General features: G+C 33.0%; 27 protein-coding genes. 22 read left to right on the top strand and 5 right to left on the bottom strand.

Annotation, left to right across the window (positions count from 1 at the left end):
- Positions 1–326: 326 nt before the first annotated feature.
- The 8 genes from tnpA (at position 327) to T479_RS21510 (ending at position 5,906) form a co-directional block, all read left to right on the top strand.
- The gene (gene tnpA / locus T479_RS21540; RefSeq protein ID WP_024364892.1) at positions 327–803 is read left to right on the top strand and encodes an IS200/IS605 family transposase; all 477 of its coding nucleotides are present in this window, start codon (positions 327–329) and stop codon (positions 801–803) included.
- Between the two features lie 474 nt (positions 804–1,277).
- A complete protein-coding gene (locus T479_RS23055; RefSeq protein WP_025220822.1) occupies positions 1,278–1,748 on the top strand; it encodes a peroxiredoxin family protein in 471 nt (156 codons plus the stop codon).
- A 2-nt stretch (positions 1,749–1,750) separates the two neighbouring features.
- On the top strand, positions 1,751–2,170 hold the full coding sequence (locus T479_RS21530; RefSeq protein ID WP_025220821.1) for a peroxiredoxin family protein: 420 nt from the start codon (positions 1,751–1,753) through the stop codon (positions 2,168–2,170).
- 21 nt (positions 2,171–2,191) lie between these two features.
- The gene (locus tag T479_RS24365) at positions 2,192–2,692 is read left to right on the top strand and encodes a MauE/DoxX family redox-associated membrane protein (RefSeq protein ID WP_407080997.1); all 501 of its coding nucleotides are present in this window, start codon (positions 2,192–2,194) and stop codon (positions 2,690–2,692) included.
- 454 nt (positions 2,693–3,146) lie between these two features.
- Positions 3,147–3,539 carry a hypothetical protein gene (locus T479_RS21515; protein ID WP_025220818.1) on the top strand — a complete coding sequence of 131 codons (393 nt, stop codon included), beginning with the start codon at positions 3,147–3,149 and terminating at the stop codon, positions 3,537–3,539.
- Between the two features lie 39 nt (positions 3,540–3,578).
- Positions 3,579–3,737: a hypothetical protein gene (locus T479_RS23855; RefSeq protein ID WP_158497911.1), complete on the top strand. Its 159-nt coding sequence runs from the start codon at positions 3,579–3,581 to the stop codon at positions 3,735–3,737.
- Between the two features lie 121 nt (positions 3,738–3,858).
- Positions 3,859–4,017, top strand: coding sequence for a hypothetical protein (locus T479_RS23850; RefSeq protein WP_158497911.1), 159 nt, complete (start codon positions 3,859–3,861; stop codon positions 4,015–4,017).
- A gap of 77 nt (positions 4,018–4,094) precedes the next feature.
- Complete coding sequence (locus T479_RS21510; RefSeq protein WP_025220817.1) at positions 4,095–5,906, top strand: ATP-binding cassette domain-containing protein; 1,812 nt, start codon at positions 4,095–4,097, stop codon at positions 5,904–5,906.
- A gap of 542 nt (positions 5,907–6,448) precedes the next feature.
- On the opposite strand, the gene T479_RS21505 is transcribed toward T479_RS21510, so the two are convergent.
- Both T479_RS21505 and T479_RS21500 read right to left on the bottom strand, forming a co-directional pair.
- Positions 6,449–7,891 (bottom strand): MDR family MFS transporter, encoded by a 1,443-nt coding sequence (locus tag T479_RS21505; RefSeq protein ID WP_025220816.1) that lies wholly within the window; start codon positions 7,889–7,891, stop codon positions 6,449–6,451.
- A 115-nt stretch (positions 7,892–8,006) separates the two neighbouring features.
- Entirely contained in the window at positions 8,007–8,714 is a 708-nt protein-coding gene (locus tag T479_RS21500; protein ID WP_025220815.1) for a DUF421 domain-containing protein, read from the bottom strand.
- 198 nt (positions 8,715–8,912) lie between these two features.
- Here T479_RS21500 and T479_RS21495 point away from each other — a divergent pair, with 198 nt between their 5' ends.
- From T479_RS21495 to T479_RS21485, 3 genes are all read left to right on the top strand, one after another.
- Entirely contained in the window at positions 8,913–9,434 is a 522-nt protein-coding gene (locus T479_RS21495) for a GNAT family N-acetyltransferase (protein ID WP_038510015.1), read from the top strand.
- Between the two features lie 606 nt (positions 9,435–10,040).
- On the top strand, positions 10,041–11,306 hold the full coding sequence (locus tag T479_RS21490) for a histidine--tRNA ligase (RefSeq protein WP_025220813.1): 1,266 nt from the start codon (positions 10,041–10,043) through the stop codon (positions 11,304–11,306).
- A gap of 33 nt (positions 11,307–11,339) precedes the next feature.
- Positions 11,340–11,843, top strand: a complete 504-nt coding sequence (locus T479_RS21485; protein WP_025220812.1) for a GNAT family N-acetyltransferase — start codon at positions 11,340–11,342, stop codon at positions 11,841–11,843.
- A 99-nt stretch (positions 11,844–11,942) separates the two neighbouring features.
- On the opposite strand, the gene abc-f is transcribed toward T479_RS21485, so the two are convergent.
- From abc-f to T479_RS21470, 3 genes are all read right to left on the bottom strand, one after another.
- Positions 11,943–13,418 carry a ribosomal protection-like ABC-F family protein gene (abc-f, locus tag T479_RS21480; protein ID WP_025220811.1) on the bottom strand — a complete coding sequence of 492 codons (1,476 nt, stop codon included), beginning with the start codon at positions 13,416–13,418 and terminating at the stop codon, positions 11,943–11,945.
- A 124-nt stretch (positions 13,419–13,542) separates the two neighbouring features.
- Entirely contained in the window at positions 13,543–16,509 is a 2,967-nt protein-coding gene (locus T479_RS21475; RefSeq protein ID WP_025220810.1) for a lantibiotic dehydratase, read from the bottom strand.
- A 46-nt stretch (positions 16,510–16,555) separates the two neighbouring features.
- Positions 16,556–17,428, bottom strand: a complete 873-nt coding sequence (locus tag T479_RS21470; protein WP_025220809.1) for an Rgg family transcriptional regulator — start codon at positions 17,426–17,428, stop codon at positions 16,556–16,558.
- 212 nt (positions 17,429–17,640) lie between these two features.
- Between T479_RS21470 and T479_RS21465 the strand changes: the two genes are divergently transcribed.
- The 11 genes from T479_RS21465 (at position 17,641) to T479_RS21425 (ending at position 26,714) form a co-directional block, all read left to right on the top strand.
- A complete protein-coding gene (locus T479_RS21465) occupies positions 17,641–19,233 on the top strand; it encodes an ATP-binding cassette domain-containing protein (protein WP_024364036.1) in 1,593 nt (530 codons plus the stop codon).
- Complete coding sequence (locus T479_RS21460; RefSeq protein ID WP_025220808.1) at positions 19,226–19,969, top strand: S41 family peptidase; 744 nt, start codon at positions 19,226–19,228, stop codon at positions 19,967–19,969. Before T479_RS21465 ends, T479_RS21460 begins: the two co-directional genes overlap by 8 nt.
- Before the next feature lie 35 nt (positions 19,970–20,004).
- Positions 20,005–20,130 (top strand): hypothetical protein, encoded by a 126-nt coding sequence (locus T479_RS24265; RefSeq protein WP_255702602.1) that lies wholly within the window; start codon positions 20,005–20,007, stop codon positions 20,128–20,130.
- Positions 20,131–20,162: 32 nt separating this feature from the next.
- Positions 20,163–20,288 (top strand): hypothetical protein, encoded by a 126-nt coding sequence (locus T479_RS24260; RefSeq protein ID WP_255702601.1) that lies wholly within the window; start codon positions 20,163–20,165, stop codon positions 20,286–20,288.
- Positions 20,289–20,479: 191 nt separating this feature from the next.
- Positions 20,480–20,605, top strand: a complete 126-nt coding sequence (locus T479_RS24255) for a hypothetical protein (protein WP_255702601.1) — start codon at positions 20,480–20,482, stop codon at positions 20,603–20,605.
- 280 nt (positions 20,606–20,885) lie between these two features.
- A complete protein-coding gene (locus T479_RS21455) occupies positions 20,886–21,134 on the top strand; it encodes a hypothetical protein (protein WP_024364034.1) in 249 nt (82 codons plus the stop codon).
- The gene (locus T479_RS21450; protein WP_025220807.1) at positions 21,135–22,013 is read left to right on the top strand and encodes a phosphoenolpyruvate carboxykinase (ATP); all 879 of its coding nucleotides are present in this window, start codon (positions 21,135–21,137) and stop codon (positions 22,011–22,013) included.
- Between the two features lie 608 nt (positions 22,014–22,621).
- Positions 22,622–23,596, top strand: coding sequence for an ABC transporter substrate-binding protein (locus T479_RS21440; RefSeq protein WP_038510681.1), 975 nt, complete (start codon positions 22,622–22,624; stop codon positions 23,594–23,596).
- A 175-nt stretch (positions 23,597–23,771) separates the two neighbouring features.
- Complete coding sequence (locus T479_RS21435) at positions 23,772–24,788, top strand: FecCD family ABC transporter permease (protein WP_024364030.1); 1,017 nt, start codon at positions 23,772–23,774, stop codon at positions 24,786–24,788.
- A complete protein-coding gene (locus tag T479_RS21430) occupies positions 24,781–25,821 on the top strand; it encodes a FecCD family ABC transporter permease (RefSeq protein ID WP_024364029.1) in 1,041 nt (346 codons plus the stop codon). The genes T479_RS21435 and T479_RS21430 overlap by 8 nt, the downstream gene beginning before the upstream one ends.
- An 86-nt stretch (positions 25,822–25,907) precedes the next feature.
- On the top strand, positions 25,908–26,714 hold the full coding sequence (locus tag T479_RS21425; RefSeq protein ID WP_024364028.1) for an ABC transporter ATP-binding protein: 807 nt from the start codon (positions 25,908–25,910) through the stop codon (positions 26,712–26,714).
- Positions 26,715–26,729: the final 15 nt, after the last annotated feature.

Raw genomic sequence — 26,729 nt, 5'->3', positions numbered from 1 at the left:
CCGGCTACCGTTATCATATATCGATATAAAAAATGGTCAACCAGAAATATTTTCTGGCTGACCTTATAATACGATCGGGCGCGACTGTAAAGGAACACAGATAGAAAATGAACAAACTTTTTATAAAACCGATATTTAAATCTGCTGTAAAAGTATCCATTTTGAACAATCTATATTTCAAAATGGATACTTTTTATTTGTATTTTTTGAAAACCCCTTGCTATGCGAGGGGTTCTAAAGAGCTTCTAGCTATGGACAAGAAAAAATCCCCAGCCGTACAATAAATTCAGGTCTGGTCAACCGACTTCGTACGAAAGGGGATCCAAATGGATAATAAAAGTTTAGCACACACAACATGGAATTGTAAGTATCACATCGTCTTTGCGCCAAAATATAGAAGGCAGATTATTTATGGACAAATTAAAGTAGATGTAGGTAGAATTCTTCGCCAGTTATGTGAAAGAAAAGGAGTAGAAATTATAGAAGCAACAGCCTGTCCTGATCATATTCATATGTTGGTAAGTATTCCACCAAAATTAAGTGTTTCATCGTTTGTGGGTTATTTGAAAGGGAAAAGTAGTTTAATGATATTCGACCGACATGCGAACCTGAAATACAAATATGGAAACAGGAAGTTTTGGTGTCGCGGATATTATGTAGATACAGTAGGAAGAAACAGAAAAATCATTCAGGAATATATAAAAAATCAATTACAAGAGGATATTCTTGAGGATCAAATGAGCATGAAAGAATTCATTGATCCATTTACAGGAGAAGAAATAAAAGCAAAAAAGCGAAAATGATAAAACCACTTTAGTGGTAGCGTGAAAACGGAGTGCGGTTGGCGGACCTTTCAGTGTGTCTTTAGACATGGGCGGCCAGTACCCCAGCGTTTCACGCGTAGAGCAAACCACCAGTTAGACTGGTGGTTCTGATTTTTATGTAAAAATGAACTAGAACATCTAAAGCCGAAAAGGGAGAATAAAGAAGGTCGTGGCTTTGGAGTTGGAGTGGATTATATGGGGAAATTATCAAAAAGTATTGTAAAAGAAACTAAACCTAATTTTAATCAAACTCTATTCCAAACCAACAAAAAGAACTTATTATTGAAAATATTTACATGGTTATGTTAGACTTAAATTGATTATATTGGAAATATATGAATTAAATATAAATTTAATAAATTTTTTATAAAAGAAAATTTATAGAAAAATATTGTAATTTATTGAAATAATTTGTTATTATTGGTAATAACAAGTCGCATTCAGAGGTGAATTATGGTTGATAATAATTTACGTTTTCTAAAACGTTTAGAGCCTTTACAAATAGGAGATTATCTAGAAAATGGTACTATTGATTCTGTTAATGATGTAAAACTATATGATTACATAGATGATTATAATTATTTACTAGTTTTCTTTTTTAGTACTGCATGTAGTGGGTGTTTACCAGTTATGGAAGCACTTAAAGATTTTATTGATAAACATCCCAATGTAAACACCCTAGTTTTATTTGATAGCCCTACAGAAAATGTAGAGTTTTTAAAGGAATATTATGATAATAAAACTAGTGTTTATCAAATGAAGCATAGAGACATGGAAAAAGTTTTTAATACTTCTTCTACACCTAGTATTTTTTTATTAAATAGGGTAGGACAAATATTGTTTACTGAATTAGGTCATCATGGGAAGACCTTTTACCAAATAGAAAAATTAATATCGAGCATAGTATCTGAAAAAGAGGTGTAATTATGAGTATTAAGAGTTTAAAACAAATGTTCATGAATCATAAAGATATACGCGAAGAAATGGAAATATTAGAGATAGGTAATGTTTTTCCACTATCCTTAGAAAATTATGAACTATCTGGAAAAACTGTTGTTTGCTTCGCATCTCTATATTGTAAAATTTGTATTGATCTATTACCTGGGTTAAGTAGATTTAATCAGGACTTTGTCTTAATAACAGACGGTTCAGAATCAGATAATGAAGAAATAATTAAAGAGTTTGAATATTCATTCCCGGTTTTGTCACTTCATTATGATTCATTTCATGATTTATTAGCTACGACACCAAGTCTTGTACTCATTGATACTAATGGAATAATCCAAAAACTCAAAGAAATTGATGAAATTGGAGAGGTTATTAGTTTTGTAGAAGAAAGTAGGTAATTGATATTGAATTACTTTTCTATGATCATAAGTTTACTGATTTCGAGTACATTCATTGCGTCATTCTATATGAAGGCAAAGTCATTTCCTAGTACAAAATGCGAAATTTATTCTTACAAAATTATAAAAAATCGTCAGCTTATTAATATCTCTAGTCATTTTCTTCTAATTACAGAATTATTGATAGCTATATGCTTTGCTTTTAATTTATTTGGTTACATAAAGATTGTTTTTTGTGGGCTCTTATTAATATTCTTTTGTTTAATTCTATTAAGTAAGAGAAAAAAAGAGAAAGATATAAAAGGTAGAAGCTGCAGTTGCTTTGGAGACATGGAGTTTATGAATAAATATCCCTTATTTAGAAATGGCATTTTATTGGGACTCTTATTTATTCAGCTTTTCTTACCAAATTATCACTTAGACTTTAAATTGGAAGTCACTTTATTTTTACTTATTGTTATAGTTATCGTTTTTTATGATTTAGTTTTACAAATTAAAAAGTTGAAGGCAAACTACATATGATAGATATCTTCATAATTTTCCTAATATTATTACTATTGTTGATTTTAATCAGTGTTTATTATATCAATAAAAAAATCTACTCAAATGATATACAAATACTCAAAAACTTCCTATTGAAAAATAATTTGAAAATAGATGGCTCAAATGAGTTTAAACTTGTATTTATTAATTATGAGTCTCCTGATTTCAAAAGAATGGATGATTTTCTGAGTTCTACTGAAGTAAAATTTCATGTGTTTTTAAATTCTCCTACTTGGTTATTTAAAACAAAAATAGATAAGTGGAAATATCATAATTTAAATCAAACAAAAGAATTTTTGTTCGAACAAAAGTATGAGTTAGTAATTTATGATCCAATAAATAATAGCTTATTAAAACATTCAAATTTATTAAGCACGTTCGAGTGTATAGATGCTCTAGACGTAAATAATAAAAACTAGAAGGGTAAGAAAACATGAATATAAAATGTCAAATATTGGTTGCTGAAAATATTGAATTTGATCCAATTGGAAAACAACATACGATTTTTAATGTATTAAATAGAATGTCAGTTCCTACAATTCCAGCAGCAGCAGTAACAAATGTCTACTTCAAATACCTTTTTAATGAAGACCTTGAATTAAATTCATGTGTATGTAGTGTAAAGGTTTTAGACCCTTTAGATGAACTAGTATATGAAGCTATGTTACCTGAGTTGAAAAATTTTAGAATTAAAGAAATGTTTCCAGGAATTGATGGGATGGTTGAAATACGATTTCCTGTTCTTATTAGTGGGAATTACAAATACATTATTTATGCAAATAATGAAGAAATTTTCAGATACCCGCTATATATAGACAAACAATAAACTGTTTATACATCAATATCTTTAAAGGAGGTGAAAATTATGTCGTGTGATCAAAGTAAAGTATCATATAAAGTGATTCAAGGTTCATCATTCTGCTCAGGTGCATGTGGAACTAAGAAACTTAGATGGCAAAACTATCGATATGTTTATACAAATGGAACTGATTGTTATGGTGATGAGTACCAAGGTTGTTGCTAATTTCAAATAAAATTACAAATACATCATTTATGCAAATAAAGAAGAAATTTTCAGACATCCGCTATATTTAGACAAACAATAAACTATTTATACATCAAAATCTTTAAAGGAGGTGAAAATTATGTCGTGTGATCAAAGTAAAGTATCTTATAAAGTAATTCAAGGTTCATCATTCTGCTCAGGTGCATGTGGAACTAAGAAACTTAGATGGCAAAACTATCGATATGTTTATACAAATGGAACTGATTGTTATGGTGATGAGTACCAAGGTTGTTGCTAATTTTAAGAAAATCTTCTCTAAGTTATTTGGAGGAGATTTTTTTGTGTAGAACTTTCAAATGAAAAAGGGGAGAAGGTATGTTAAAGAAGATAAAAAGTAATTGTAAGTTAATAACTTTTATAACAGTAAAGACAATTTCAACTATTTATAAGGTTTCTCCAATATACCTCTTAAGTACCTTATTTATAGTTTTATTAAAAGGGCTCTCACCTTTAATATATATATATTTGACTGAAAGAACAGTTAGTTCTTTGATGAGTGATTTAGAGTATTCATCGATTTCTAGTACACCATTTCTGTTCATTTTAATACAATTTGGATATTTTGTTTTGATGGAATACATAAATTATTTAAGTAAAATTATAGAATTCAGATTAAAACAAAAAATGGAGTATTTTTTTAATAACGAAATTTTTACGATGTGTGCAAGTATTCCGTTAATTTACTACGATGATTTAAATTATTATAATTCATTGCAAAGAGCTACATTAGATGTTGGAGGGACATCATGTACATATTTACAGCAGGTACTTGCCTGTATCCAAGCATGTATAACTTTCACAGGATTTATTGTTAGCCTTTATTTTATACACTGGTCTATCGCACTCCTACTTTTTATTATAATCATACTTTTAATGGGTATCAATTTCCATACATCAAAATCAGATTATGATCAATTTTTAAGTCAAATATTAAAAAATAGAAAAATTGAATATTTAGAGGAATTGTTCAAATCCAAAGAGGTAGCTAAGGAATTCCGTATATTTAAACATGAATCATACTTCATAAGAAAGTGGAAGGAACTATATTGGATAGTTGGTAACGATAAATATAGTTTAGAGAAAAAAAATAATAGGAAGCTGTTATATGTAAGCTATTTACAATTTTCTTTAAATCTTCTCTTTTTGAGTTTACTAGCATTCTATGTTTTAACAATGAAAATTACAATCGCTAAATTTGTGGCATTATCTCAAATGCTTTCGAGCTCATTAGGTATTAGTTATCAACTTGCATCATCAACGGGAAGAATTTACAGGGAATCTCTTACTCTTAATGACTATTATGAGTTCGTAAAAGATGTCCCTATTGAGAAATCAAATATAAAAAAGGAAATATTTAATAGTGAGTTTAAAAGTCTCAGCGTAAATAATATTTCTTTCTCATATCCTAATCACGAACATCTTATTTTAAAAAATATCTCATTTGAAATAACTGCTGGAAAGAATGTGGCCATCGTCGGTAGAAATGGTTCCGGTAAAAGTACATTGGTAAAATGTTTAACAGGTTTATATACTACTAAGAATGGTAAAGTTCTTTTGAATGGAGAAATTATCTGTAAAGAGGACAGAGATAGGTATTTTAGTACTGTTTTCCAAGATTTTTTAAAGTATGAGATGTCATTATTGGAGAATATCACGCTAAATAATGAACTAAACGAAGATATTAAGGATAAATTTAACCAAGTTATTCAAAGAACTGGAACATCCGAATTATTAAGAAAATATGATTTAGGAATAACAGATAATGTCGGTGCCACTTTACATGGAAGAGAACTCTCTGGAGGAGAATGGCAAAAAATCGCACTAGGTAGGGCGTTATTTAAAGATAACCCGATTATTATACTGGATGAGCCAACTGCAGCTTTAGACCCCGTTAGTGAGGCAAAGATTATTGAAGAATTTTTAGATATTTCGATAGGGAAAACTTCCATATTCGTTACACATCGTTTGGGGAGTTGTATAAATGCGGATGTAATTTTAGTTATGAAAGATGGAGAACTTGTTGAGCAAGGTACTCATGATGAATTGATACTCCTTAATGGCGAATATACAGAACTATTTAATATGCAAGCTAAATGGTATAAACAAAAAGAATATGAATACAACTAATAACGGTAATAATTGGGTTTATAATTAAGATTTAATAAAAAACAACTTCAGGGAATTATATCCGGGATAGGTTGCATTATTACTTTAGGGATAAATAAGGAGAGACTAACGGTACGTACTAATTATGTTATGTAGCACTTAACAAAAATTCACTTAATTACTTCTGGTATTGAAGTTTCTTAAAATAGCCAGACATAAAGAAATGCATATTAAACTAAAGCAAAATAAGGATTTGAAAAATATACCAAACATCAAACTGGATAAGATAGTAAATATAAATTGTTTATCATCAATTACTTTTATTTTATATTGTTTAAAGATAGTTACTAAAGCCATTAGTCTTCTAAAGTCTTTGTAAAGTGGAGGACTTTGAATTAAAAGGAGTATTGATGTACAGTTACGAACTTGATTTGGAGCGAGAAATCCACATAACAACTGACCATGGGATGACAACAATAACGTTACTAGTAGAAGCTCTAGTAAATAAGCCCAGAAAATTTTACAATGCGTAAAACTTTCTGGGCTTGCTAGCTCTTCATAGTTTATTTATCGCTCACTAGTTGTGGGGCTGGCTTTAAAAAGAACCAAACAATTAGTAACGTTACAAGTGCTAATATAAAAGTACCCATATAAATAAAATGTACACTGGAAGCCAATGCCTCTTGTGATTTGGTCGCTATGTTTGCTGTTGTTCCAGCATGTCCTCCAGAAGATACAAGGTCTAGGTTTTGAATACCTTGTGCATGGATCATCGTGTTGAACATCGCCCCGAAAACTGCAGCTCCTAACGTTTGGCTAAATGTATTAATAAATGTATTTAAACCAATGGCTGTTCCGCGTGTTTGATTTGAAACCGCTGTTTGAATTGTTACCATGTAAATTGGCGTCACAAGCCCCATGCCTAATCCGAATAATCCAACCCCAACATAAATAAGGAAAGCGGGTGACTCTATCGATAATGTAAATAATGAGAAGGCGGCAACGGATAGCACGCTAACCCCTAGTAGAATGATTTGTTTGGTATTGAAGCGACCTACTAGTTTACTAGAGAATAATGTACCAACTGTCCACATAACAGGTAGGGGCATTAAAATAAGCCCAGCATCTGTTGCGTTTTTCCCTAACACTCCTTGGCTCCAAATAGGAAGATACATCGTAATGCTGATAAGCATAGCACCAGAGATAAGGGTTAATATATTAATAGTTGATAATGTACGGTTAGAGAATAAGGCTAACGGAATTAATGGTTCCGGTGATTTTTTCTCTATCAATAAGAAAATAATAAATGACACAACGGCAAAGATTAGGAGACTTATAATGGACATGTCTCCCCAGTTGTTTTTGCTGCTACCTGTTAATAATGCGTAAAGTAGAGCGATTGCACTTAATGAGAACACTGTTGCACCAAGATAGTCGATATGATGTTTTGCAGGCCTAATAGATTCTTTGTAATAAATGACAATCATTAAGCAAGCGATAATGCCAAAAGGAACGTTTAAGAAAAAGATGTAGCGCCAAGAAAGAGAGTCAACTAAAAAACCGCCAACTAATGGTCCGATAACACCCGAGACACCCCAAACGGCACTAATCCATCCTTGCGCTTTTGCACGGTCTTTCACTTCGCTATATAGGTCGCCAATAATTGTCATTGTAATAGGCATGATGGCGCCGGCTCCAAGACCTTGAAGGGCACGAAAGACGATAAGCTGTTCCATTGAGGTTACAACACCGCAAAGCGCAGAACCGATTAAAAAAATGGCAGCGCCTATAAGTAATACTTTTTTGCGACCAAATAAATCTGCTAGTTTCCCGTAAATTGGGGTCGAAACGGCGGTGGCAAGCATATAAATGGCATACACCCAACTAACAAGTTCGACACCTGACAAATCACTTGTAATACGGGGGATTGCTGTACTAATAATTGTTCCTTCTACAGCAGAAAGGAATGTCATTAACATTAATGACACAATAACTTTTTTTCTCATAGTTTCCCTCTATACTTCCATACAGTTAAATTTATTCAATATATATTACCCCTAAATCTCCCAAATAACAAACCTAGTTTCACTTTGATAATATACCAAGCTAAAGCCTACGATTTTAATTCCCTTTGCGGACACCTTCTTTGTTATTCGTATAGGTTTTGATGAAAAATCCATCTGTCTGTGACCATTCCGCATACAAAATATCCTGAATTGTAGGGAAGCCTTCCTTGCGCAGTTCATCATATAACCATTCTTTGGATTTACCCGTATACCTTAATATTTCTTCGTTAATTTCTCCTTCATCCACAAATAGGAAGTTCATCGTGTCGTCTTTCGTTTTTAAATGAAGCATAGCTGGTGTGATAGTATCAAATTCAGCATATTTTTTTAGACTAACCGTACCACCAGGTTCTAAGTATAAATCACAAACTTCCCGAAGAGAGAAGACACCTTGCTGTCGTAGCATAATCCGTAACTGCTCCATTTCTAGATGATTCGCTTGTAGTTCTTTTAAGTTAAATTCACCATCTCTAATTAAAATGGACGTTTCGCCCTTTAGAAGAACTCTAAATTTATTGGAACGTTTCGATAGATTTTCGATGATGAACAGCAGCATTCCCCAAACGGCAACCGCGAACCATACATGAAGAGCTGAAATTTTGTTATCATAGATGCTTTCTTCCAATATACCGCCAAGAACAATGGAATATACAAAGTCAAAGGGGGTAAGCTGTGATATTTCTTTTTTGCCCAACAAACGTGTCACAAGTAATAAAGCAATTAACCCGAAAAATAACTTCAATCCAATATTCATATACGTCATGACAACAACTCCTCTGTTGATTTTCAATTTGTCCAATCTTTCCTCGTCGCTTGTAGTATCCTTTACCCGTTCTAAAAGAAATTTCATCCTCCATTTGGCTGTCCTTTCACAACCTGTGGTAGGATGATTATTGTGACCCAATTTAGATTAAACTATAATGAAGTTTAATAATTAACTAACTAGCAAAGGATTGAAACGATGACGATGGAAAAGGGAACGAATTGTCATATAGAAGAAATAGAGTCTTTATATAATGAGTTAAACGATTATCTTGATGCACATATTAATTATCCTGGATGGAAAAAAGGGATATATCCGATAAAAGAAACGGCAATTAAGGGTATACAGGAAGGTAATTTATATGTGCTGAAAGATGGAAGTCATATTGCAGGGACGGTTATTTTAAGACGTGAGCAGGAGGTTGCTTATTCGAAAGTGGATTGGAAAATTCATTTAGCTCCTGAAGACATATTGGTTATACATACTTTTGCCGTACATCCGGCTTATCTAAAAAAGGGCATTGGCACAAAAATTATGGATTTTATTATTGAGCATAGTAAAGCCATGAATATTAAGGCCATTCGCTTGGATGTATATGAAAAAAATCAACCTGCTATCAACCTCTATAAAAAATATGATTTTGCGTATATTGATACAGTTGATTTAGGTTACAGTGAATATGGTTTAGAGAAATTTGAACTGTATCAAAAGTTACTATAAAGTTTTAACTAGGGGCTGGGACATAACTAAAAAAATTTAAGAAATAGACGAAAGGTGTTCATGATTTTTTGCTAAATGGAGAACTTAGCTATTCTTGCTTTTGCAAAAAAAATTAGAAGTGTAATTAATCTTGCTATGCTGTTGTTGTCCGCTACGGCGGTGCTTTCCGCTCAGCACAGTAAGCCGTAACCCTCGCTAACGCGCGAAATGCCCGCGTCTTACATTGTGTGCTGTTCTGAGCAGGAGTCACCGCCTTCGCTCCAACGACTAGTGAGTCAATCTAACACTTTTTCTCTTTTGTCTCAGCCACTTCTTGGGTCTATCTCCATTAGGTATTCCTTTTATTAGAAAATAATGAATTGACAAAATTATTCTTTTGGTATAAAGTTACAAATAATTGAATGGAGGAGATTATATGTCGTTTTTACAACGTCTAATTTCAGCAACTCAACATCATCATATCCACTAGTCTTGCTATCTTTATTAATTTTTTAATAATGAATAGGAAGACTATTTCTCATGAAATCGTATAACTAAGCCGAAGTTGGAGCTTATGTTAGTACGGTTTTTTATTTTCTAAAAAAAGGAGCAATGAAGATGAAGAAAATGGATTATCAAAATGTTAGAGGAACGCAAGATTATTTACCAGAGCAAGAACGTATTCGTCGTAAAATCCGGCGTACGTTAGAAGATACTTTTATCACCTATGGGTGTAAACCACTCGAAACACCGATTTTAAACTATACAAACTTAATGGCATCTAAATACGCAGGAGGTGCTGAAATTTTACAAGAGATGTATGTGCTATCGGATCGAGGAGAACGTGAACTAGCATTACGTTATGATTTAACGATTCCATTCGCAAAGGTCTTTGCAATGAACCCTACATTACCGATGCCATTTAAACGTTATGAAATTGGCAAAGTGTTCCGAGATGGCCCGATTAAAGCGGGGAGATTTCGCGAGTTTACACAATGTGATGTAGATATTGTTGGAGTTGATTCACAAGCAGCTGAGGCGGAATTGATGATGATGGCATTAGATGCTTTTGAAAAGCTAGAGCAAGATGTTGTCATTCAATATAACAATCGTAAGCTATTAGTTGGCTTACTTGGTGTTTTTGGTGTAGATGCTGATGTGCAAAGTCGAGTAATTTTAATACTCGATAAAATTGAAAAAGTAGGTCATGATGCAGTTTTAGCAGAGTTAACAGAGCTAGGTTTGCAACTTGCTGTTGTAAAGCAAATCGCATATTTTTTACAAGACGATAGAAAAAATACACTTGCTTATTTCGGCCAATATGATGAGCCTCTGATTCAAGAAGGGGTAGCCGAAATGGAAGAATTAGAACACTATTTAAATAAGCTTGGTATTACAAAAAATTGTCTATTTAATCCTTTGCTTGCTCGTGGGCTAGAAATCTATACGGGAACTATTTATGAAATGTTCGTACGGGATGGTCGAATAACATCCAGTATAGGAAGCGGGGGTCGTTATGATAATGCGATTGGCGGGCTATTAGGGGGAACCGAAAAGTTCGCTACGGTCGGTATTTCATTTGGGTTAGATGTTATTTTTACAGCCATGATGTTAGATGAACAAAAAAACCAGGAGACATTAATTGATATTTATATCATTCCCATTCATACAACAGTAGAGTCTCTTGTATTAGCAAAAGCATTGCGGAAAGACTATCGCGTTGAAGTAGAGCTTAGTGGTAAAAAATTAAGAAAAGCGATGGATAAAGCAAATCGTGAAAACATTCCTTTTGTCATTGTGTTGGGGCAAGAGGAAGTAACGCAAAATCACTATATGTTAAAAAATATGCAGACAGGGGAGACCGTTACTAAAACTTTTATTTTCAATGCATGAATGGAACGATAACGAACGGTAAGGGGATAGATTATGGAGATTCGTATTTTAAGTAAATCAGATGCACAAGTATATCAAGAAGTGCGTTTAAGTGCATTAAGAAATAATCCGGAAGCATTTGGTTCCACATATGAGCGTGAAGTAAACGTTTCGTTACAAGAAGTTGCAGAGCGAATAGAAGCAACAGCGGAAAAGTTTGTGCTCGGTGCTTTTCATAACAATGGTTCGTTGGTAGGCATTGTAACTTTTGTGCGTGAAGACAGTCCAAAAATGAGTCATAAAGGGAATGTTTTTGGTATGTATGTTGCACCTGAAGGAAGAGGGCGTGGATTAGGGAAATTACTGATGAGCGAACTAATAAAGAGGGCGAAATGTTGTGAAGGTTTGGAGCAAATAAACTTAACAGTTGTTTCCGATAATAGTTCAGCCCAAAAGTTATATAAGTCATTAGGCTTTGAGGTTTACGGCTTAGAACGCAATGCCCTTCAATTTAATGGGCACTATTATGACGAGGAATTGATGGTGTTATATCTCTAATTTGAAAGAACTTATGATTTCACTTCTATCTTTGACTCATTCCTCATTTGAAAACCACCCGTCTCATCGCGGGTGGTTTTAATGCCTTAGAGGCTCATTCTATTTTTCCTTGATAAGCTGTAACGTTTTATCTCTAATTTCCCAAATTTGATCAGCTACTCTTTCTACAATAAGCTGATCGTGAGTAGTAAAGAGCACTGTTCCTTTATAGCCTAGTAAAAATTTTTCCAATGCTTCAATGGTAGCTAAGTCTATAAAATTTGTCGGTTCATCTAAAATAAGGACATTAGAAGGTTTGGCAAAAAGGGCTGCCAAAGAAATTCGTGTTGCTTCTCCACCACTCAGCGCATGTAAAGGTTTTCTAATAGTGGCTTCTTCAAAGCCAAGGTTACTGAGAATCGCCCGAATAAAACTTTCTTTATACTCACTCATCTTCATAAGATACTCTAATATACTTATGTCCCCACTCAGTTTATAATCCATTTGCTGATAAGTGCAAAATGCAATTTTCGAGGAAAGCGTGATACCATCTTGATTATTCATTATATAGTGTAAGAAAGTTGATTTACCTACTCCATTGTCTCCTACTATAGCTATCTTCTTGCCAAGTGGGAATTGGAAATCCTGTTCTGCAAGAAGTATATTGTCTCCAGCTGTTACTGTAATATTATGTCCCATTATTGGAAAACGATTATTTATTTCAAGCTCTTTCACTATCGGAAAAGAAATTGGTTTAGGATCTTTGTCAATATGAATCTCCTCTAACATGTCCATTCTTTTCTCTATTGATTTAACGGTTTTCATCATACTCTTTTGAACCGTGTCTTTTTGTTTGGAAGAAGCTAAGCGATTCGGTTTGATATTTCTTTGTTTGTTTTTTTCACTAACGATAGAAATTTTCTTTGCCTGACTCTTTTTCACTTCTACAGCTTCTTGTAATCGTTCTTTTTCTTTTGTGACTTTTTGATATTTTCTTTGTAACTCCAATTTCTCTTGTTGTTTCTGTTCCAGATATTGATCGTAATTGCCGTTAAATTCCTTGATTTTCCCATTCTCTATTTCCCAGATTTTTGTGGCAATTGCATTAATAAAATAGCGATCATGGCTGACAAATATTAAAGTACCGTAGTAATAATTTAATTCTTCAATCATTATGTCAATGCCATTTTTATCTACGTGCGTTGTCGGTTCGTCTAGCAGCAGACCCATTTTATATTGAGAAAGTAACTGAACTAAACGAAATTTTGATTGTTCTCCACCACTAAGTGTTTCAACACTGTTAGTAGGAACGTTCAAGCGGCTAAGTAGTTGGGAATCTAAATAGTCAGCATTCGTTTCTTCCTTTAGCTCGCCGATTTGTTGAAAATAATTGAAATCGACAAATCGTTCAATCTTTCCATTATCAGGTGTAATCGTACCTGCAATGATATTCAATAAAGTCGTTTTGCCTTGGCCATTTTTCCCTACGATACCAATGCGATCATTTTGATAGACGGTTAATTCCTTAGTATCAAAGATTTCCTTGTCCCCAAAACTAATTTGAACATTGTTTAATTTTAAAGCAAGCTCTTCCATTTGTATCCCTCCAGTCTCAAAAATGAAGATGGCATGTTCCTCTTCTTTGAATAAAACGTGTAGATCATGCTAAAAAAGAGAAAATTATTTCCATGGAAATATAAATTGTAGAACGATGCTTGTTTTAGTTTGGGTTTAAAATAAGGTTAGCGTTAGTTGCTTTCTTTTTCATAGCAATTCGTTGTTTTAAAACTCTCCAAACCATATTTCCAACTAATTCTTCCTCTTCTGATTTAATACCAAACAGTCTTATACATGTCATATGTATTAAACTTCGAATAATATTAAAATCAAATCGATTTTCATTTAATAATTTGTTAAAGTAGTTGGACAATTGAAGCTCCCAGTAGCTCAGTTGTTCTTTGTTGAAAGTAAAATGATGAGCTAAATCAGGATTTGAAGATGTAGCAATATCACTAAATACCAAATATTTATGTCTATTTTCACGGAAATTTTTTGAAAAGTCCTTATTCGAATAACCATCATCCATAATACGGAACTGTTGATGTAGATCTTTGGTATGAAGAGATAGTAGTTTAAAAACAAGATAAATAGCATGATCCACTTTATCTATTTTTTCATCTACTAAACAAGAAGCTAACAAACTAAGAATAAGCGTACTATCAGCACAGAAAAAATCCTCTGCCTCCGACATGGTAGTCAATCCTCCATATCTTTCGTATTCTGGGTCGTACTTTCCACTACTATAATCGATGATATCTCCGGCTATGACGCCTTGTGCTAAATATTCATCGATTCCATTAAATTGAGAAGTTGGAGAAATTCTTAATCTTATATGATGTCTATCATCAAAATAACGAATGTAAAAAGACTTAGTAATTGCACCGTTGGATTTTAGCTCTTTAATAAGCTCATTTAAATAAGTGCCTAAAAAGTCGTCTTGGAGTTCGTGCGGTAAATAAATATTAAAATGTTGCCAGTTAACTTTTCTTTCTAAATTTAATTCTTCCTTTGTTTGAAACAAAGGTAGTTGGACAAGTTTCTTAGGCTTAATCTTTTGTGCGACAAAGTTAAAAACAAACTCAGACATATAATGGTTGCCTTCTGAGTCAAGCGTAATGAAGTTTGCTAAGTTCAATGAATTTTCTTCAAGGTAAATAGTAAAAGAATTATCCGTTTTATAAATATCCCATAAAATATCTAAATCCTCTTTACGATGAGTATCGATTAATATTCTTAGGTCATTACATCTAACAAAAAGCGAATCCGGTATTTCATAAATCGTTTTCATTTCGGTAAACTTGCTGAAAAATTGATCTTGTGAGCGAATATCTCCCATATAATTTTTAATTAGCCAAGATTGAGGGATTAATTCAATGTCGTTAAAGAGAACCTTTGGAAAATGAATAAAGTCTTTCCGTATTTTTTGAATATCGAATAGTAGCGACATAATATTTGCGTAGTAATTGCTACTCCAAAATAGCAAGTCATTTAAAATATGTGGGGAAAAATGTTCAATATTAGATACATTATATTGCTCAAACTTTACTATTTTTTCGATACCACCATCTAATAATGCAGAAAGTGTTATTTTATTATCTTGTATGCTAATAAAGAGCTGCTCTAATGGAACTGATTGTTGATTTTCAGCAGTTCCATATTGAAGATTTAAATTGCCATCATAGCAATCATTCATAATATTATAGTAGTGTTGATTTTTAGGCATATATTTAACGGTAATGACCTCTGTATTAGCTTCTGCAATTTTTCTTCTTTCAATATTTTTCATTGTTGTAAAATAGGCTGGATTTATATAAGAAAAGCGTCCTTCTAAACGTCCAAGTCCCGAATTTCCAGCATACGGGGTTAGTGAAAAGTTAAGTTGTCCATTTTTACTCTCTAAATAAAAACAACTTTGTATTGTTGGAGAAATTTCGCTTTCTATTTTTAGGTCTTCAAAATGCAAATTTGCTATGTCGATTTCTTTTAAATGTCTGTATGCTGCCGTAGATGTTAGTGCTAATAATTGCATTTTTATTTTTTTCTCTAAATCTGAAGTTTTGCGTTCTAGCGAACAATTTTTCTCTCTAATCAATTGATAGTTTTTGTAGAAATCTAAAAACTTTACTTTTGAATTTCCGTACTTTTCTTTAAAAAAATGGATATCAGCTTGATATCTATCACTTACAGGTACCCGTATTGCATAAGTCGATAGGAAATTAACGAAAGGTAAGAGAGTTTTTTCTATAAGATCTTTATCTAAATCAAGATTAATAACGTTAGTTTCACTATCAAAGCGAAGGTAATGTTCACAATTATGAATTGAAGCTAATAGTTTTTCCAACTTGTTTACAGTATCTATATTGAACTTGCTTATAGAATTATTTTGATTTTTTATTAAAGTTCTTATTTGCTTGATCGCATCTTTTGGGAAAGAATAATTTTTCTCTTCAACATAGCGAATTAGAAGTTCGAAGTCTTGAATAAATGTTAAATTGTCTAAATCCGTAATCAAATAGCCACCGTGGATCAATTGTTTCACTACATTTAATAAAATTTTAAATGGTAAAAGAATACGATTTTGTTCTTCGAGTTTTTTGGCTAACTCTTCAACAGTAACGGCATTTTTTGCATGGACTTGAATTGCTTCTAATAGAGAATTTATTTGAATTTTATTTGTATTAAACTTCTTTTTATCATCTAATGTCCAATTATTATATAAAAAATTGGAATTTTGGTAGACCACATTTGAATTCCACGTAACCTGTAAGCTTGCTAAATTTTCATTTTTTAGAGTGGAAATAAATTTACTTATCCATTCTGAGTCAATACTTGTATATACTTTAAAGTCATGTTGAATAATCATTTGATTTGTTGAATGATTTACTTCATCTATAGTATTGAAGTAGACAGATGAAAATAAGCCGAAGGGTGTTGCTCTATATCTAGATCTATTTAAATATTTTCTTTTAGCTAGTGTGGCTTTGTTAAAATTCTCATTCCTTTGCAATTGATGATATAAGCTACTGGAACTAGTAAAAAGTTTTTTATCAAACCAACGATCTTGATTTTCCTCGTTAGTTGAGTGATTCGCTGTTCTTACATTGATATAGGGCATCATTTCATACATGTGATTCACCTCAAAATTATTTAATTAAGAGAGGTTTTCAATTGAGTTATATTTTTAAAGAATGGACTTTCTCTAATCCGCTATGCTCAAGTATGAAGTCCAGCATTCGATTAAACATAACTTCATGTTCGCGGGCTTCTATATGCCCAACAAACTCAATTGTTTTTATTACTTCTGAAATGGAATTTTGATCTTTGTGTATTGTGATGTCATAAAACCCTTTAAATATTTTGAACAGTGCTTTTTCAAAGAAATCACTATCATTTAGTTGTATGGTGTTTAATAAATCAATCCATTTAGTAGTGTAAAATGAATCTTTTTGTTCAAAGGCTAAAATTAATGCATTGACTACAAGTCTAAAGCCTTCATTTCCATAAGGCCTAGTCTGACTGTATTTATTAAACCTTTGAATACAACGTATAAGAATAGCATCGATTAATTCTAATGAAAAAACATACATACTATTTGTAAATAGTACTAGTTCATAATGAGTCCAAAATTCAGTACTGATTAAATACTTAAATAAACTGCTTTTTTTGCCATCAATATCCTGCCCCAACAACCTACAAATCCTGAAATTCAGAAGATCGGTCATATGTTCATTTTTTAAACCAGTAAAATCTGCCTCTAGTTTCTTCCTTAAAGAGCGCAATTCTTGAATATTCTGCACCCTATATGCTCTAGATAATTCTTTTAAAAAGCAAACTACTTTATCACTCGCATAGTCGCTATGAATTAAGAAAAACTCATTAGGAGAAATATGCAATCTATCCATAAATAAGGATAGATTGTGGATACTAGTGTCAGTTTGACCGCTGGCAAAACGATGATAAGCAGCTCGAGTCACTATGCCATCACAAAGATCCTTTATTTTAATCTTTTTACCTTCTCTTATCATTTCAATTGTAGGACCAAACATAGCAAAACCTCCTAAAATGTATATATTTGTATACATTTTACCATTCAATCAATTTATTTCTCTATTATCAAACATATAAACAACAGCGTTTATTCGATTTGAGAATACAGTTTAAGTTGAAAGGAGGTTTTATTAAATGGGTGGATGGATTGATATTTTCTACGTAATTACTCTATTTATTTTTTAATGAGTAGGCTAGGAGGGGCTTGGATTTGAAAAAATCTATTATTTTTGGAATAAAAAATAGAAGTACATTTCTTTTGATTTCTATTTTAATTGTTTCAACATTAATGGGGACAATTATCCAATTTATTAAAGGTGATTTATTTCAAGGAGCACTTGATCAAAATTTAGATAAAGTCTCTACGTATATTTTGATTTTCGGGGTTTTAATTTTAATCGAAGTGCTATTTTACTTTTTAGAATGGAAATATGAAAATCATTTAATTAGAAATACTTTTGCAAAACTTAAAAATTCAATTATTAACAACGTATTAAAGACTAGAGACTTTTCAAATATAAAGGTGAAAAATGAACATCACTTAAATGCGTTAACGAATGTTGTTGATAGTTTAGAGTATCAATATTATAGAAGTTCTTTTGATGCTATTTACTTAACGCTAAGGATCGTTTTCGTTACAACGTCTTTACTTATTATTAATATCTATATTGGCTTAGTTGTAATTGCTTTTATGTTTCTGCCTTTATTGGTAACTAAATTATTCAAAGATAAACTGGCGAATCTTGAAAAAAGCTTTTTAAACCAAAAAGGGGATAACCTTAGCTTTTTTAAAAATCTATTAGATAATCTAAAGTACGTAAGAATTTTAAATGCTGATGCCCTTTTTCGAAATAGGTCTAGAAATGAAATTAATAAAGAAAGAGATGCGGGGTTAAAAACGGAGAATTATAGAATTACATTAAATACAATGTATTCCTTGCTATCATATTCATCTCATTTCTTAATTCTAGCGATATCGGTTTTATTAATTATTAAAGGTCATATTACTCCTGGTGTTACGATTACCCTTTTAGGTTTAGTAGAGCAATTAAGTATGCCGATTTTATCGCTTTCAAGGAGTATAAATAATATAAACAGCACAAAAAAACTAAGAGAAGATATTAACTCCATTATCTGTGTAGAAACAGATAATCTTGAAACAGCGATTAGCTATGATAACGCAATTACTACTAAAAAATTATCCTTTAAATTTGATAATACTGTTTTCAACTATAATGATGTAACTTTCCAAAAAAACAACACACATATTATTACAGGGCAAAGTGGTTTAGGCAAATCTATATTTTTAGAATCAATATTGGGATTATTAAAGAGCAACCATACTGGGGAAATTTGTTATGACAACAATAGTCTTAAGGTTGATAGTAATCCATTTAAAGATATTATGTACGTTATGACTGACAACAATCTTTTTGATGGTTCACCTATATTTAATATTTTATTAAGAGATGAGTATAGTGAAGAAGAACTTAATTATATGAAGAAGTTTTTATCAGAAGAGAAACTTTTAAGTGAAGACGTAACAAAACTCTCTAGCGGTGAAAAGAGAAGATTGCTTATTTTAAGAGGATTAATGTCAGATAAATCGACTTTAATTTTTGATGAACCTACTTCTAATCTTGATAGTTTTAATAGTCAAATATTTTGGGATGAGCTGTTAAATATAAAAGATAAAACAATCATTGTTGTTTCGCACAACACACCAGAGGATATCTACGACAAATTTGATATAAAATACGATTTTACAAATTATGTCGATAAGGAGTCTGTGGCATATGTCTAAAGTAATCACGATAGAGGAAGAAACTTTGGAGAAAATTTTCGAAAAATTCGGAATACTAATCCAGAAAAGTGATTTTAAAATATCCATCATAGATATTTATCCTCCATTACCGAAAGAGATCCAATCCAATACGATTGTGAAAGCTAACGGTAAAGCACCTGATGTTAGTAGTAATTGGGCAGTTGGGGAAAACATAGTGGAGTTTGATAATGGTAGTCAGTGGATTTTAACTTTAGAAGACTTCGATTGGAGCCAGATTGTGTACGAAAATTTTACTAGTAATAATCACTTGTTTTTACAATGTATTAGTTTTGATGTCATTCCAGAAATAGATGAACAAATCTATAAGAAAAATATCGTGATCGATTTAAGAGTTAATTTCGGCGGGGAATTGCAGAAGATGATTAATTACTATAATTGGTTTGTTCACACCTGTAAGAAATATTCAATTGCTCATATCTATATACTCGTCTCAAATTCAACATGTAGCTCTGCTGAGTTATTTGCGGATAAATTCAAGGATGACAAAAATACCACAATTATTGGTAGTAAGACTTATGGAAAAGAGTATATCTATAAACAAATTACCGTGCCCAATAAAAAAGTTCTTATACCTATATCGAAAATAGAAACTGATTTTAATATCGATATTCCTTTTGATTTTAATTATTACTATGCCATTAAAAGCATGGCTAACACCCGTAGCTACAAGCCCCCTGAAATAATGATGCTTTAGCTATCAATTAGCACTATTAAAGGAGGTGAAAATAGATGAAAAAGTGGATTAGCCCAAAAATGGACGCATTACAAATCACAAAATTCGATAATAAAATTTTATCAATTGAATCAGCATTATACGCAAGCAGTGGACACCGTGGAGAACTGACACGTAACTGATAGCTCGCAAAAATATAAGGAGGTGAAGACAGATGAAAAAATGGATTAGCCCAAAAATGGACGCATTACAAATCACAAAATTCGATAATAAAATTTTATCAATTGAATCAGCATTATATGCAAGCGGTGGACACCGTGGGGAACTGACACGTAACTAATAGCTCGCAAAAATATAAGGAGGTGAAGACAGATGAAAAAATGGATTAGCCCAAAAATAGGACGCATTACAAATCACAAAATTTGATAATAAAATTTTATCAATCGAATCAGCATTATACGCAAGCAGTGGACACCGTGGAGAACTGACACGTAACTAATAGCCAGCAAAAATATAAGGAGGTGAAGACAGATGAAAAAATGGATTAGCCCAAAAATGGACGCATTACAAATCACAAAATTCGATAATAAAATTTTATCAATCGAATCAGCATTATATGCAAGCGGTGGACACCGTGGGGAACTGACACGTAACTAATTTTTATAATTAAGTTGATTTGAAGAGGTGATCAGATGAAGAAATGGATTTGTCCTAAGATAAAAGCTTTATCAGTCAAAAAGTTTGATAATAGGATGTCGTCAATTGAATCTTCTCTATATGCAAGCAATAGTAGTGGTCACCATGGGGAGCTTACAAGAAATTAATGTTATTAAGAAGGGGCTGTGTTAAAAGTTGATTTTAGTATGGGGCAAAAATATTCAACCAGCCTAAAGAGATACGTTTAACACAGCCTAATACCAAAAAGTGAGGGATTAAGATGAAAAACTATGAGTATATTGAAACTGGCAATACAGCGGTAGTAGATATTGATGGGAAAGATCCAGTTTTTTTAAATGAAACAGCATCTTCAATCATTAAAATGCATATTAACGGAACATCACTTGTAGACATCAAAAATAAGCTAATGAAAGAATACTCTATTCCTGAAGGCGATTTAAGTGAGTTTGAACAGCAAGTTGAGGTAACAATTAAGAACTTTGAAAATATGTTAGAGAGTGATGCGTGAGTGGAGCGTTTAAAGATAAATTTTAACTTTTTCGGTGATGTAATAAATATAGAGAGTAATGATTCGTATTTATTGAAGCAATTAGCATATATTTATAGAGAGTACGTAGATAACGATACTACAACATCAATTGCTTATTATATTAAAATTGAGAATCGCTCTTCTTATAACATTATGGTCAGTGATATGTTATCAAATGATAAACTAGTCATTCTTCATGGACCAGATGAAAATTCACTTGAAAAATGGGTTGAAGAGGCAACATTTCTCCCGCCCATTACAGTACCCTTCTTTAGAAATAAGTATTCATTTTTTCATGGGTGTGCAATTAGGGTTAATAATAAAACAATTGCTATTTTTGGCCCTAGTCGCTCAGGTAAGACGACATTAATAATGGAATTATTGGAATATGGTCATCGTTTAATTAGTGATGATTTATTAGTTATTGATAATGAAACAGGAGAGATTCTGCCTTTTAAAAAACCGATAGGCCTTAGAAATACAACAAAAGAGTATTATGAAGATAAGTTTAAACAGATAGTTGAAAAAATTCCTAGTGAAATGCCAACGTTTCATATCGAGGAAACGGGTTTAACGACAGAGTTAATTCATATTAGCGATGTTCCTGGTTGGAATTATTATGAGAATGTCAGTAAAATTGATTCAATATTTTTTGTAGATAAGCATACGGAATTAATAGATAAGCCATATGATTTTTTTGAGTTAATTAGTAATCAGGCTTGTTTAGCTGATAACCCTTTTAAAACAGTATTAAAGATCTTTAAGAACTTAAATACTACCTCTATGAGATTGAATATTCGCGACCTTAATGTGAGCGCTCAAATTTTACGAAGCATTGAGGATAAATGCTTAAGTTAAATAGGTTAAATATGTAAAGCATTGGATAATAAAAATCCCAATGCTCTTTTTTTAATCTAAATTTATAGATGATTCTTTTTTTGGCTATGTAGTCATTAAATAAAATAGAGAGAGCCTTTTGTAAAACGAAGGGAGAGGAAGAGATGCATCTCTTTATAGAGAATATAAAAGATATCACTTTTTTGATAATCTTACTTTCTAGTTTTATTTACCGACGACAACTTAAATTAACGAAGTGGAAACGAAAGCTTACTAAAGGTGAAATGTTGATGTATTTTCTTACATCTATCGCACTTCCTATTTATGGGGTTATCTATTGTGTGCAGCTTTTGGCAACATAGCAATGATGTATAGGAAAAGGACAATAAAAGTAGCTGGAGAGAAACATGTCTGTTTTTCTTAGGCTACTAATTTTTATGCCTTTATTCATTACGATTTTTCAATAATACATACAAAAGGAAAAAATAAACATCCTAAATATTCTAAAAATATATTGAAATTCATGCTTTACATAATTATAATGATAATGATTATCATTATCGGTCATTTAATTATTTGATTGGAGGAAAATTATAGTGAACTCTATTAAATTTATAAGCTTTAGAAAGATGGTCATGTTTTTAGTATTGTTATTTGCATTGGTGTTAGTCGGATGTGGAAATAAGGAATCTGAAGATGCTTCGAATGCGGATGACAATAATACAACGCAAGAAAGTAGTACTGAAAATAGCAGTCGAGAAGTTACACATTCCTTGGGTACAACAACAATCGAAGGGACACCTACGAAAATCGTTACGCTTTATCAAGGTGCTACGGATGTTGCTGTAGCGATGGGCATCAAACCTGTAGGAGTTGTAGAATCTTGGGCAGATACACCATATTATGAGTATTTACAAAAGGACTTAGAAGGTATTCCTCTTTTAGGGGAAGAAACACAGCCTAACTTAGAGGAAATTGCAAAACTTCAGCCGGATTTAATTATTGCTTCGAAAAATCGTCATGAGGAAATTTATGAACAATTATCACAAATCGCACCGACAGTTGTTCATCAAGATGTATTTGATTTTAAAGGGACAATCAATTTAATCGGAGAATCGACTGGTAAAGAAGATAAAGCAAAAGAATTACTTGCAGAATGGGAAAGTCGTGTAGCTGATTTCCAAACAAAAATTAAAGATAAGCTAGGGGATAAATGGCCAATTAGTGCTTCGGTTGTCAATTTTAGAGCTGACCATGCACGTGTTTATCCAGCCGGTTATGCAGGTGAAATTTTAACAGAGCTTGGCTTTAAAGGACCAAAAAATATAACGGAAAATCCGCTACCTATCGTTTTAAGGTTTACAGATAAAGAAAGCATTCCGCAAATGGATGCAGATGTCATTTATATGTTTTATATCGAAGATGAAGCAACGAAAAAAACATTAGAAGAATGGACAAGCCATCCATTATGGAAAGAGCTTGAAGCGGTTAAAAATGACCAAGTATATCGTGTGGAAGAAGTGTACTGGAATTTTGCAGGTGGTATTTTAAGTGCCCATATTATGTTAGATGATATTTATGACAGATTTGAGCTAGAAAAGTAAGAAAGCAGATATAGTCGATTAAGGTATCGCAAGGAATGCTATTCTTTGCATCAAAAAGGGGGCTCTAAAGCGATGAGCCCCTTCATTTCTAAATAATGCTTCATCTATTGTATATGGGAAGATGCAAGAGGTGGCTAGAAAAAGACATAAATAAGGTTAAGAAAGTAGGAGTTCAATGCAAAATTTGCTTACCAGTACCTCAATGAAAAAAAGTGTCTTTATTATTTGTTGTGTGTTGCTGATAGTGGCATTTATGTTAAGTGTAGCTCTTGGTCAAACATCAATTCCATTTCGATTAGTGTATGATGCTTTTTTCAACTATGATGCATCAAATGCGGAGCATGTAATCATTCGGACATCTCGTTTCACTAGAGCTGTTGTTGCTACTGTAGTTGGAGCAAGTCTTGCAATAGCAGGGGCTTTAATGCGTGCTTTGACGAGAAATCCTTTAGCCGCACCAGATATTTTAGGTGTTAACGCAGGCGCATTATTTTTTATTGTTTGTGCAATTACATTTTTTTCTATGGACTCGTTAATCCATTATATGTGGGTTGCTTTTTTAGGAGCTGGTGTTGCGGGTGTTCTTGTGTTTTTCTTAGGGTCTTTAGGAAGAGACGGCTTAACGCCGATCAAAATTGTGCTTGCGGGTGCTGCTATTTCGGCATTATTTGTCTCATTTACACAGGGATTGTTGGTAATCGATGAGCAGGGCATACAAAGTGTGCTTTTTTGGCTTGCGGGTTCTGTTTCAGGGAGAGATTTGAATATGTTATTACCTGTATTACCATTCATCGTAATAGGTAGCAGTGTGGCCTTTTTAATGGGGCGTTCCATCAATATTTTGCAGTCAGGAGATGATATTGCGAAAGGCTTAGGGCAACGCACGATTTTAACAAAGGTTGTTATGGGTATTATTGTTATCTTGCTTGCTGGGGGATCAGTCGCAGTTGCTGGCTCCATTGGCTTTATCGGCTTAATCGTGCCTCATATGGCGATGGGCTTAGTAGGTACAGATTACCGCTGGATAATTCCGTTTAGTGCAGTCATTGGTTCAACATTATTACTGTTGGCAGATATTGCAGCTCGCTTTGTGATTATGCCGTTAGAAATGCCCATCGGTGTTATGACAGCATTTATTGGTGCACCCTTCTTCATTTATATAGCACGAAGGGGGTTAGCGAAAAATGCATAATTATATAACGGTAAGAACGAAATCAAATAAAATATCTTTTCAACTATCAAAAAAAGTAGCAATGGTTACTATCCTTCTTTGTATATTGCTATGCGGCATGATTATGCTTGCGCTTTCGGTAGGAAGTGATTTTATACATCCAGTGACTGTACTAAAGGAATTGTTTGGCTACGGTACAGGTGAATATCTATTTACAATCCAAACGTTACGACTTCCTAGAGTATTGCTTGCCGTGCTAGTTGGGATGGCGCTTGCTGTATCAGGGTTAATATTACAGGGCATTATTCGAAATCCTTTAGCTGCACCGGATATTATAGGTGTAACAAGTGGTGCATCAGTAGGTGCAATGTTATTTCTTACGTATGCAACGGTGAGCATACACTACTTACCATTAGCAGCCATTATAGGAGCGGGAGTAGTATCGGCTATTATCTATCTCTTGTCTTGGAATAAGGGTGTCACACCTATACGAATGGTGTTAATCGGTATTGGGATTTCGGCACTTACGAAAGGGATAGTGACAATGCTAATTGTCATGGGTGAAGAAGTACGCACAACAAGAGCTTACATATGGCTTACAGGTAGTTTGTATGGGGCCAATATGCAGGATGTTTACTTATTACTCCCATGGGTGATTGTTTTAAGTATCTTCACTTTTGTCATGGCAAGAGTCATTAATGTAAAAGAATTAGGTGATGATGTTGCAGTAGGTGTAGGAGTTAAAGTACAAGTTTACCGAGTATTGTTCTTGTTGATTAGTGTTATGTTAGCTGGCACAGCCGTTGCCTTTGTAGGAGGAATAGCATTCGTCGGATTAGTAGCACCTCATATTAGTAGAATGCTGGTAGGCCGTTCATTTGCCGCACTTATTCCGATTTCTGCAATGGTCGGAGCCATTATCGTAATTTTTGCAGACATTGTTGGTCGTACACTATTTTTGCCAAAAGATTTACCAGCAGGTGTATTTACTGCTGCAATTGGTGCGCCATTTTTTATTTATTTACTGTTCCGTACAAGAAATCAACATTCATAACACGTTTAGAAATGAACGATACATAAGGAACATTTATATATAGATTCTTATGTAGCAGTACAATATGAGAAAGAGGTGTAACAATTTTGAATAATGTACTAGAGGCGAATGCATTAACAGTTACCTATGGGAATGCCAACATACTTGAGGATTTACATTTACAAATACCAAAGGGGAAAATTACAGTTTTAGTTGGTGCAAATGGCTGTGGCAAATCAACATTATTACGGACATTTGCACGCCTAATTAAACCGAAAGATGGACATGTATTATTAGACGGTGAAAAAATACGAGATTTATCGACAAAAGCAGTTGCGAAACGATTAGCGATATTGCCACAAGGACCAATAGCGCCTGAAGGATTAACAGTTTTACAATTGATTAAACAAGGTCGGTACCCGCATCAAAGCTGGATCAAGCAATGGTCAAAAGAAGACGAGCAGATTGTCAATCAAGCATTGGAAGCAACACAGATGACATCATTTGCGAATAGCCCTGTCAATGCATTATCTGGAGGTCAACGCCAGCGGGCATGGATTGCAATGACATTGGCACAAAAGACAGACTTGATTTTATTGGATGAGCCAACGACTTACTTAGATATGGCACACCAAGTAGAAATTTTAGATTTATTGTTCGATTTAAATAGCAAAGAAAATCGTACGGTTGTTATGGTTTTGCATGACTTAAATTTAGCTTGTCGTTATGCCCATCATATCGTGGCAGTGCGCGATAAAAAAATTTACGCACAAGGAAGGCCAGAGGATATTATAACAATTGATTTAGTGAAGGATGTATTTGGCATGGGTTGCACGATTATGAACGATCCTCTTTTTGGCACACCTTTATGTGTACCGCATGGAAAGGGCATCAAGTGCTGCCTTAGAGCCTAAGCAGGAGGAACTTTT

Source organism: Lysinibacillus sphaericus (assembly GCF_000600105.1).
In the GTDB taxonomy this organism is placed as follows: Bacteria; Bacillota; Bacilli; order Bacillales_A; family Planococcaceae; genus Lysinibacillus; species Lysinibacillus sphaericus.
The sequence above is the reverse complement of the archived record's forward strand: the minus strand, read 5'-3'. Positions and strand labels throughout refer to the sequence as shown.

Coding starts and splice junctions, on each gene's coding strand:
- tnpA (WP_024364892.1), top strand. CDS start 327: ATGGATAATAAAAGTTTAGCACACACAACATGGAATTGTAAGTATCAC.
- T479_RS23055 (WP_025220822.1), top strand. CDS start 1,278: ATGGTTGATAATAATTTACGTTTTCTAAAACGTTTAGAGCCTTTACAA.
- T479_RS21530 (WP_025220821.1), top strand. CDS start 1,751: ATGAGTATTAAGAGTTTAAAACAAATGTTCATGAATCATAAAGATATA.
- T479_RS24365 (WP_407080997.1), top strand. CDS start 2,192: ATGATCATAAGTTTACTGATTTCGAGTACATTCATTGCGTCATTCTAT.
- T479_RS21515 (WP_025220818.1), top strand. CDS start 3,147: ATGAATATAAAATGTCAAATATTGGTTGCTGAAAATATTGAATTTGAT.
- T479_RS23855 (WP_158497911.1), top strand. CDS start 3,579: ATGTCGTGTGATCAAAGTAAAGTATCATATAAAGTGATTCAAGGTTCA.
- T479_RS23850 (WP_158497911.1), top strand. CDS start 3,859: ATGTCGTGTGATCAAAGTAAAGTATCTTATAAAGTAATTCAAGGTTCA.
- T479_RS21510 (WP_025220817.1), top strand. CDS start 4,095: ATGTTAAAGAAGATAAAAAGTAATTGTAAGTTAATAACTTTTATAACA.
- T479_RS21505 (WP_025220816.1), bottom strand. CDS start 7,891: ATGAGAAAAAAAGTTATTGTGTCATTAATGTTAATGACATTCCTTTCT.
- T479_RS21500 (WP_025220815.1), bottom strand. CDS start 8,714: ATGACGTATATGAATATTGGATTGAAGTTATTTTTCGGGTTAATTGCT.
- T479_RS21495 (WP_038510015.1), top strand. CDS start 8,913: ATGACGATGGAAAAGGGAACGAATTGTCATATAGAAGAAATAGAGTCT.
- T479_RS21490 (WP_025220813.1), top strand. CDS start 10,041: ATGGATTATCAAAATGTTAGAGGAACGCAAGATTATTTACCAGAGCAA.
- T479_RS21485 (WP_025220812.1), top strand. CDS start 11,340: ATGGAGATTCGTATTTTAAGTAAATCAGATGCACAAGTATATCAAGAA.
- abc-f (WP_025220811.1), bottom strand. CDS start 13,418: ATGGAAGAGCTTGCTTTAAAATTAAACAATGTTCAAATTAGTTTTGGG.
- T479_RS21475 (WP_025220810.1), bottom strand. CDS start 16,509: ATGTATGAAATGATGCCCTATATCAATGTAAGAACAGCGAATCACTCA.
- T479_RS21470 (WP_025220809.1), bottom strand. CDS start 17,428: ATGTTTGGTCCTACAATTGAAATGATAAGAGAAGGTAAAAAGATTAAA.
- T479_RS21460 (WP_025220808.1), top strand. CDS start 19,226: ATGTCTAAAGTAATCACGATAGAGGAAGAAACTTTGGAGAAAATTTTC.
- T479_RS24265 (WP_255702602.1), top strand. CDS start 20,005: ATGAAAAAGTGGATTAGCCCAAAAATGGACGCATTACAAATCACAAAA.
- T479_RS24260 (WP_255702601.1), top strand. CDS start 20,163: ATGAAAAAATGGATTAGCCCAAAAATGGACGCATTACAAATCACAAAA.
- T479_RS24255 (WP_255702601.1), top strand. CDS start 20,480: ATGAAAAAATGGATTAGCCCAAAAATGGACGCATTACAAATCACAAAA.
- T479_RS21455 (WP_024364034.1), top strand. CDS start 20,886: ATGAAAAACTATGAGTATATTGAAACTGGCAATACAGCGGTAGTAGAT.
- T479_RS21440 (WP_038510681.1), top strand. CDS start 22,622: ATGGTCATGTTTTTAGTATTGTTATTTGCATTGGTGTTAGTCGGATGT.
- T479_RS21435 (WP_024364030.1), top strand. CDS start 23,772: ATGCAAAATTTGCTTACCAGTACCTCAATGAAAAAAAGTGTCTTTATT.
- T479_RS21430 (WP_024364029.1), top strand. CDS start 24,781: ATGCATAATTATATAACGGTAAGAACGAAATCAAATAAAATATCTTTT.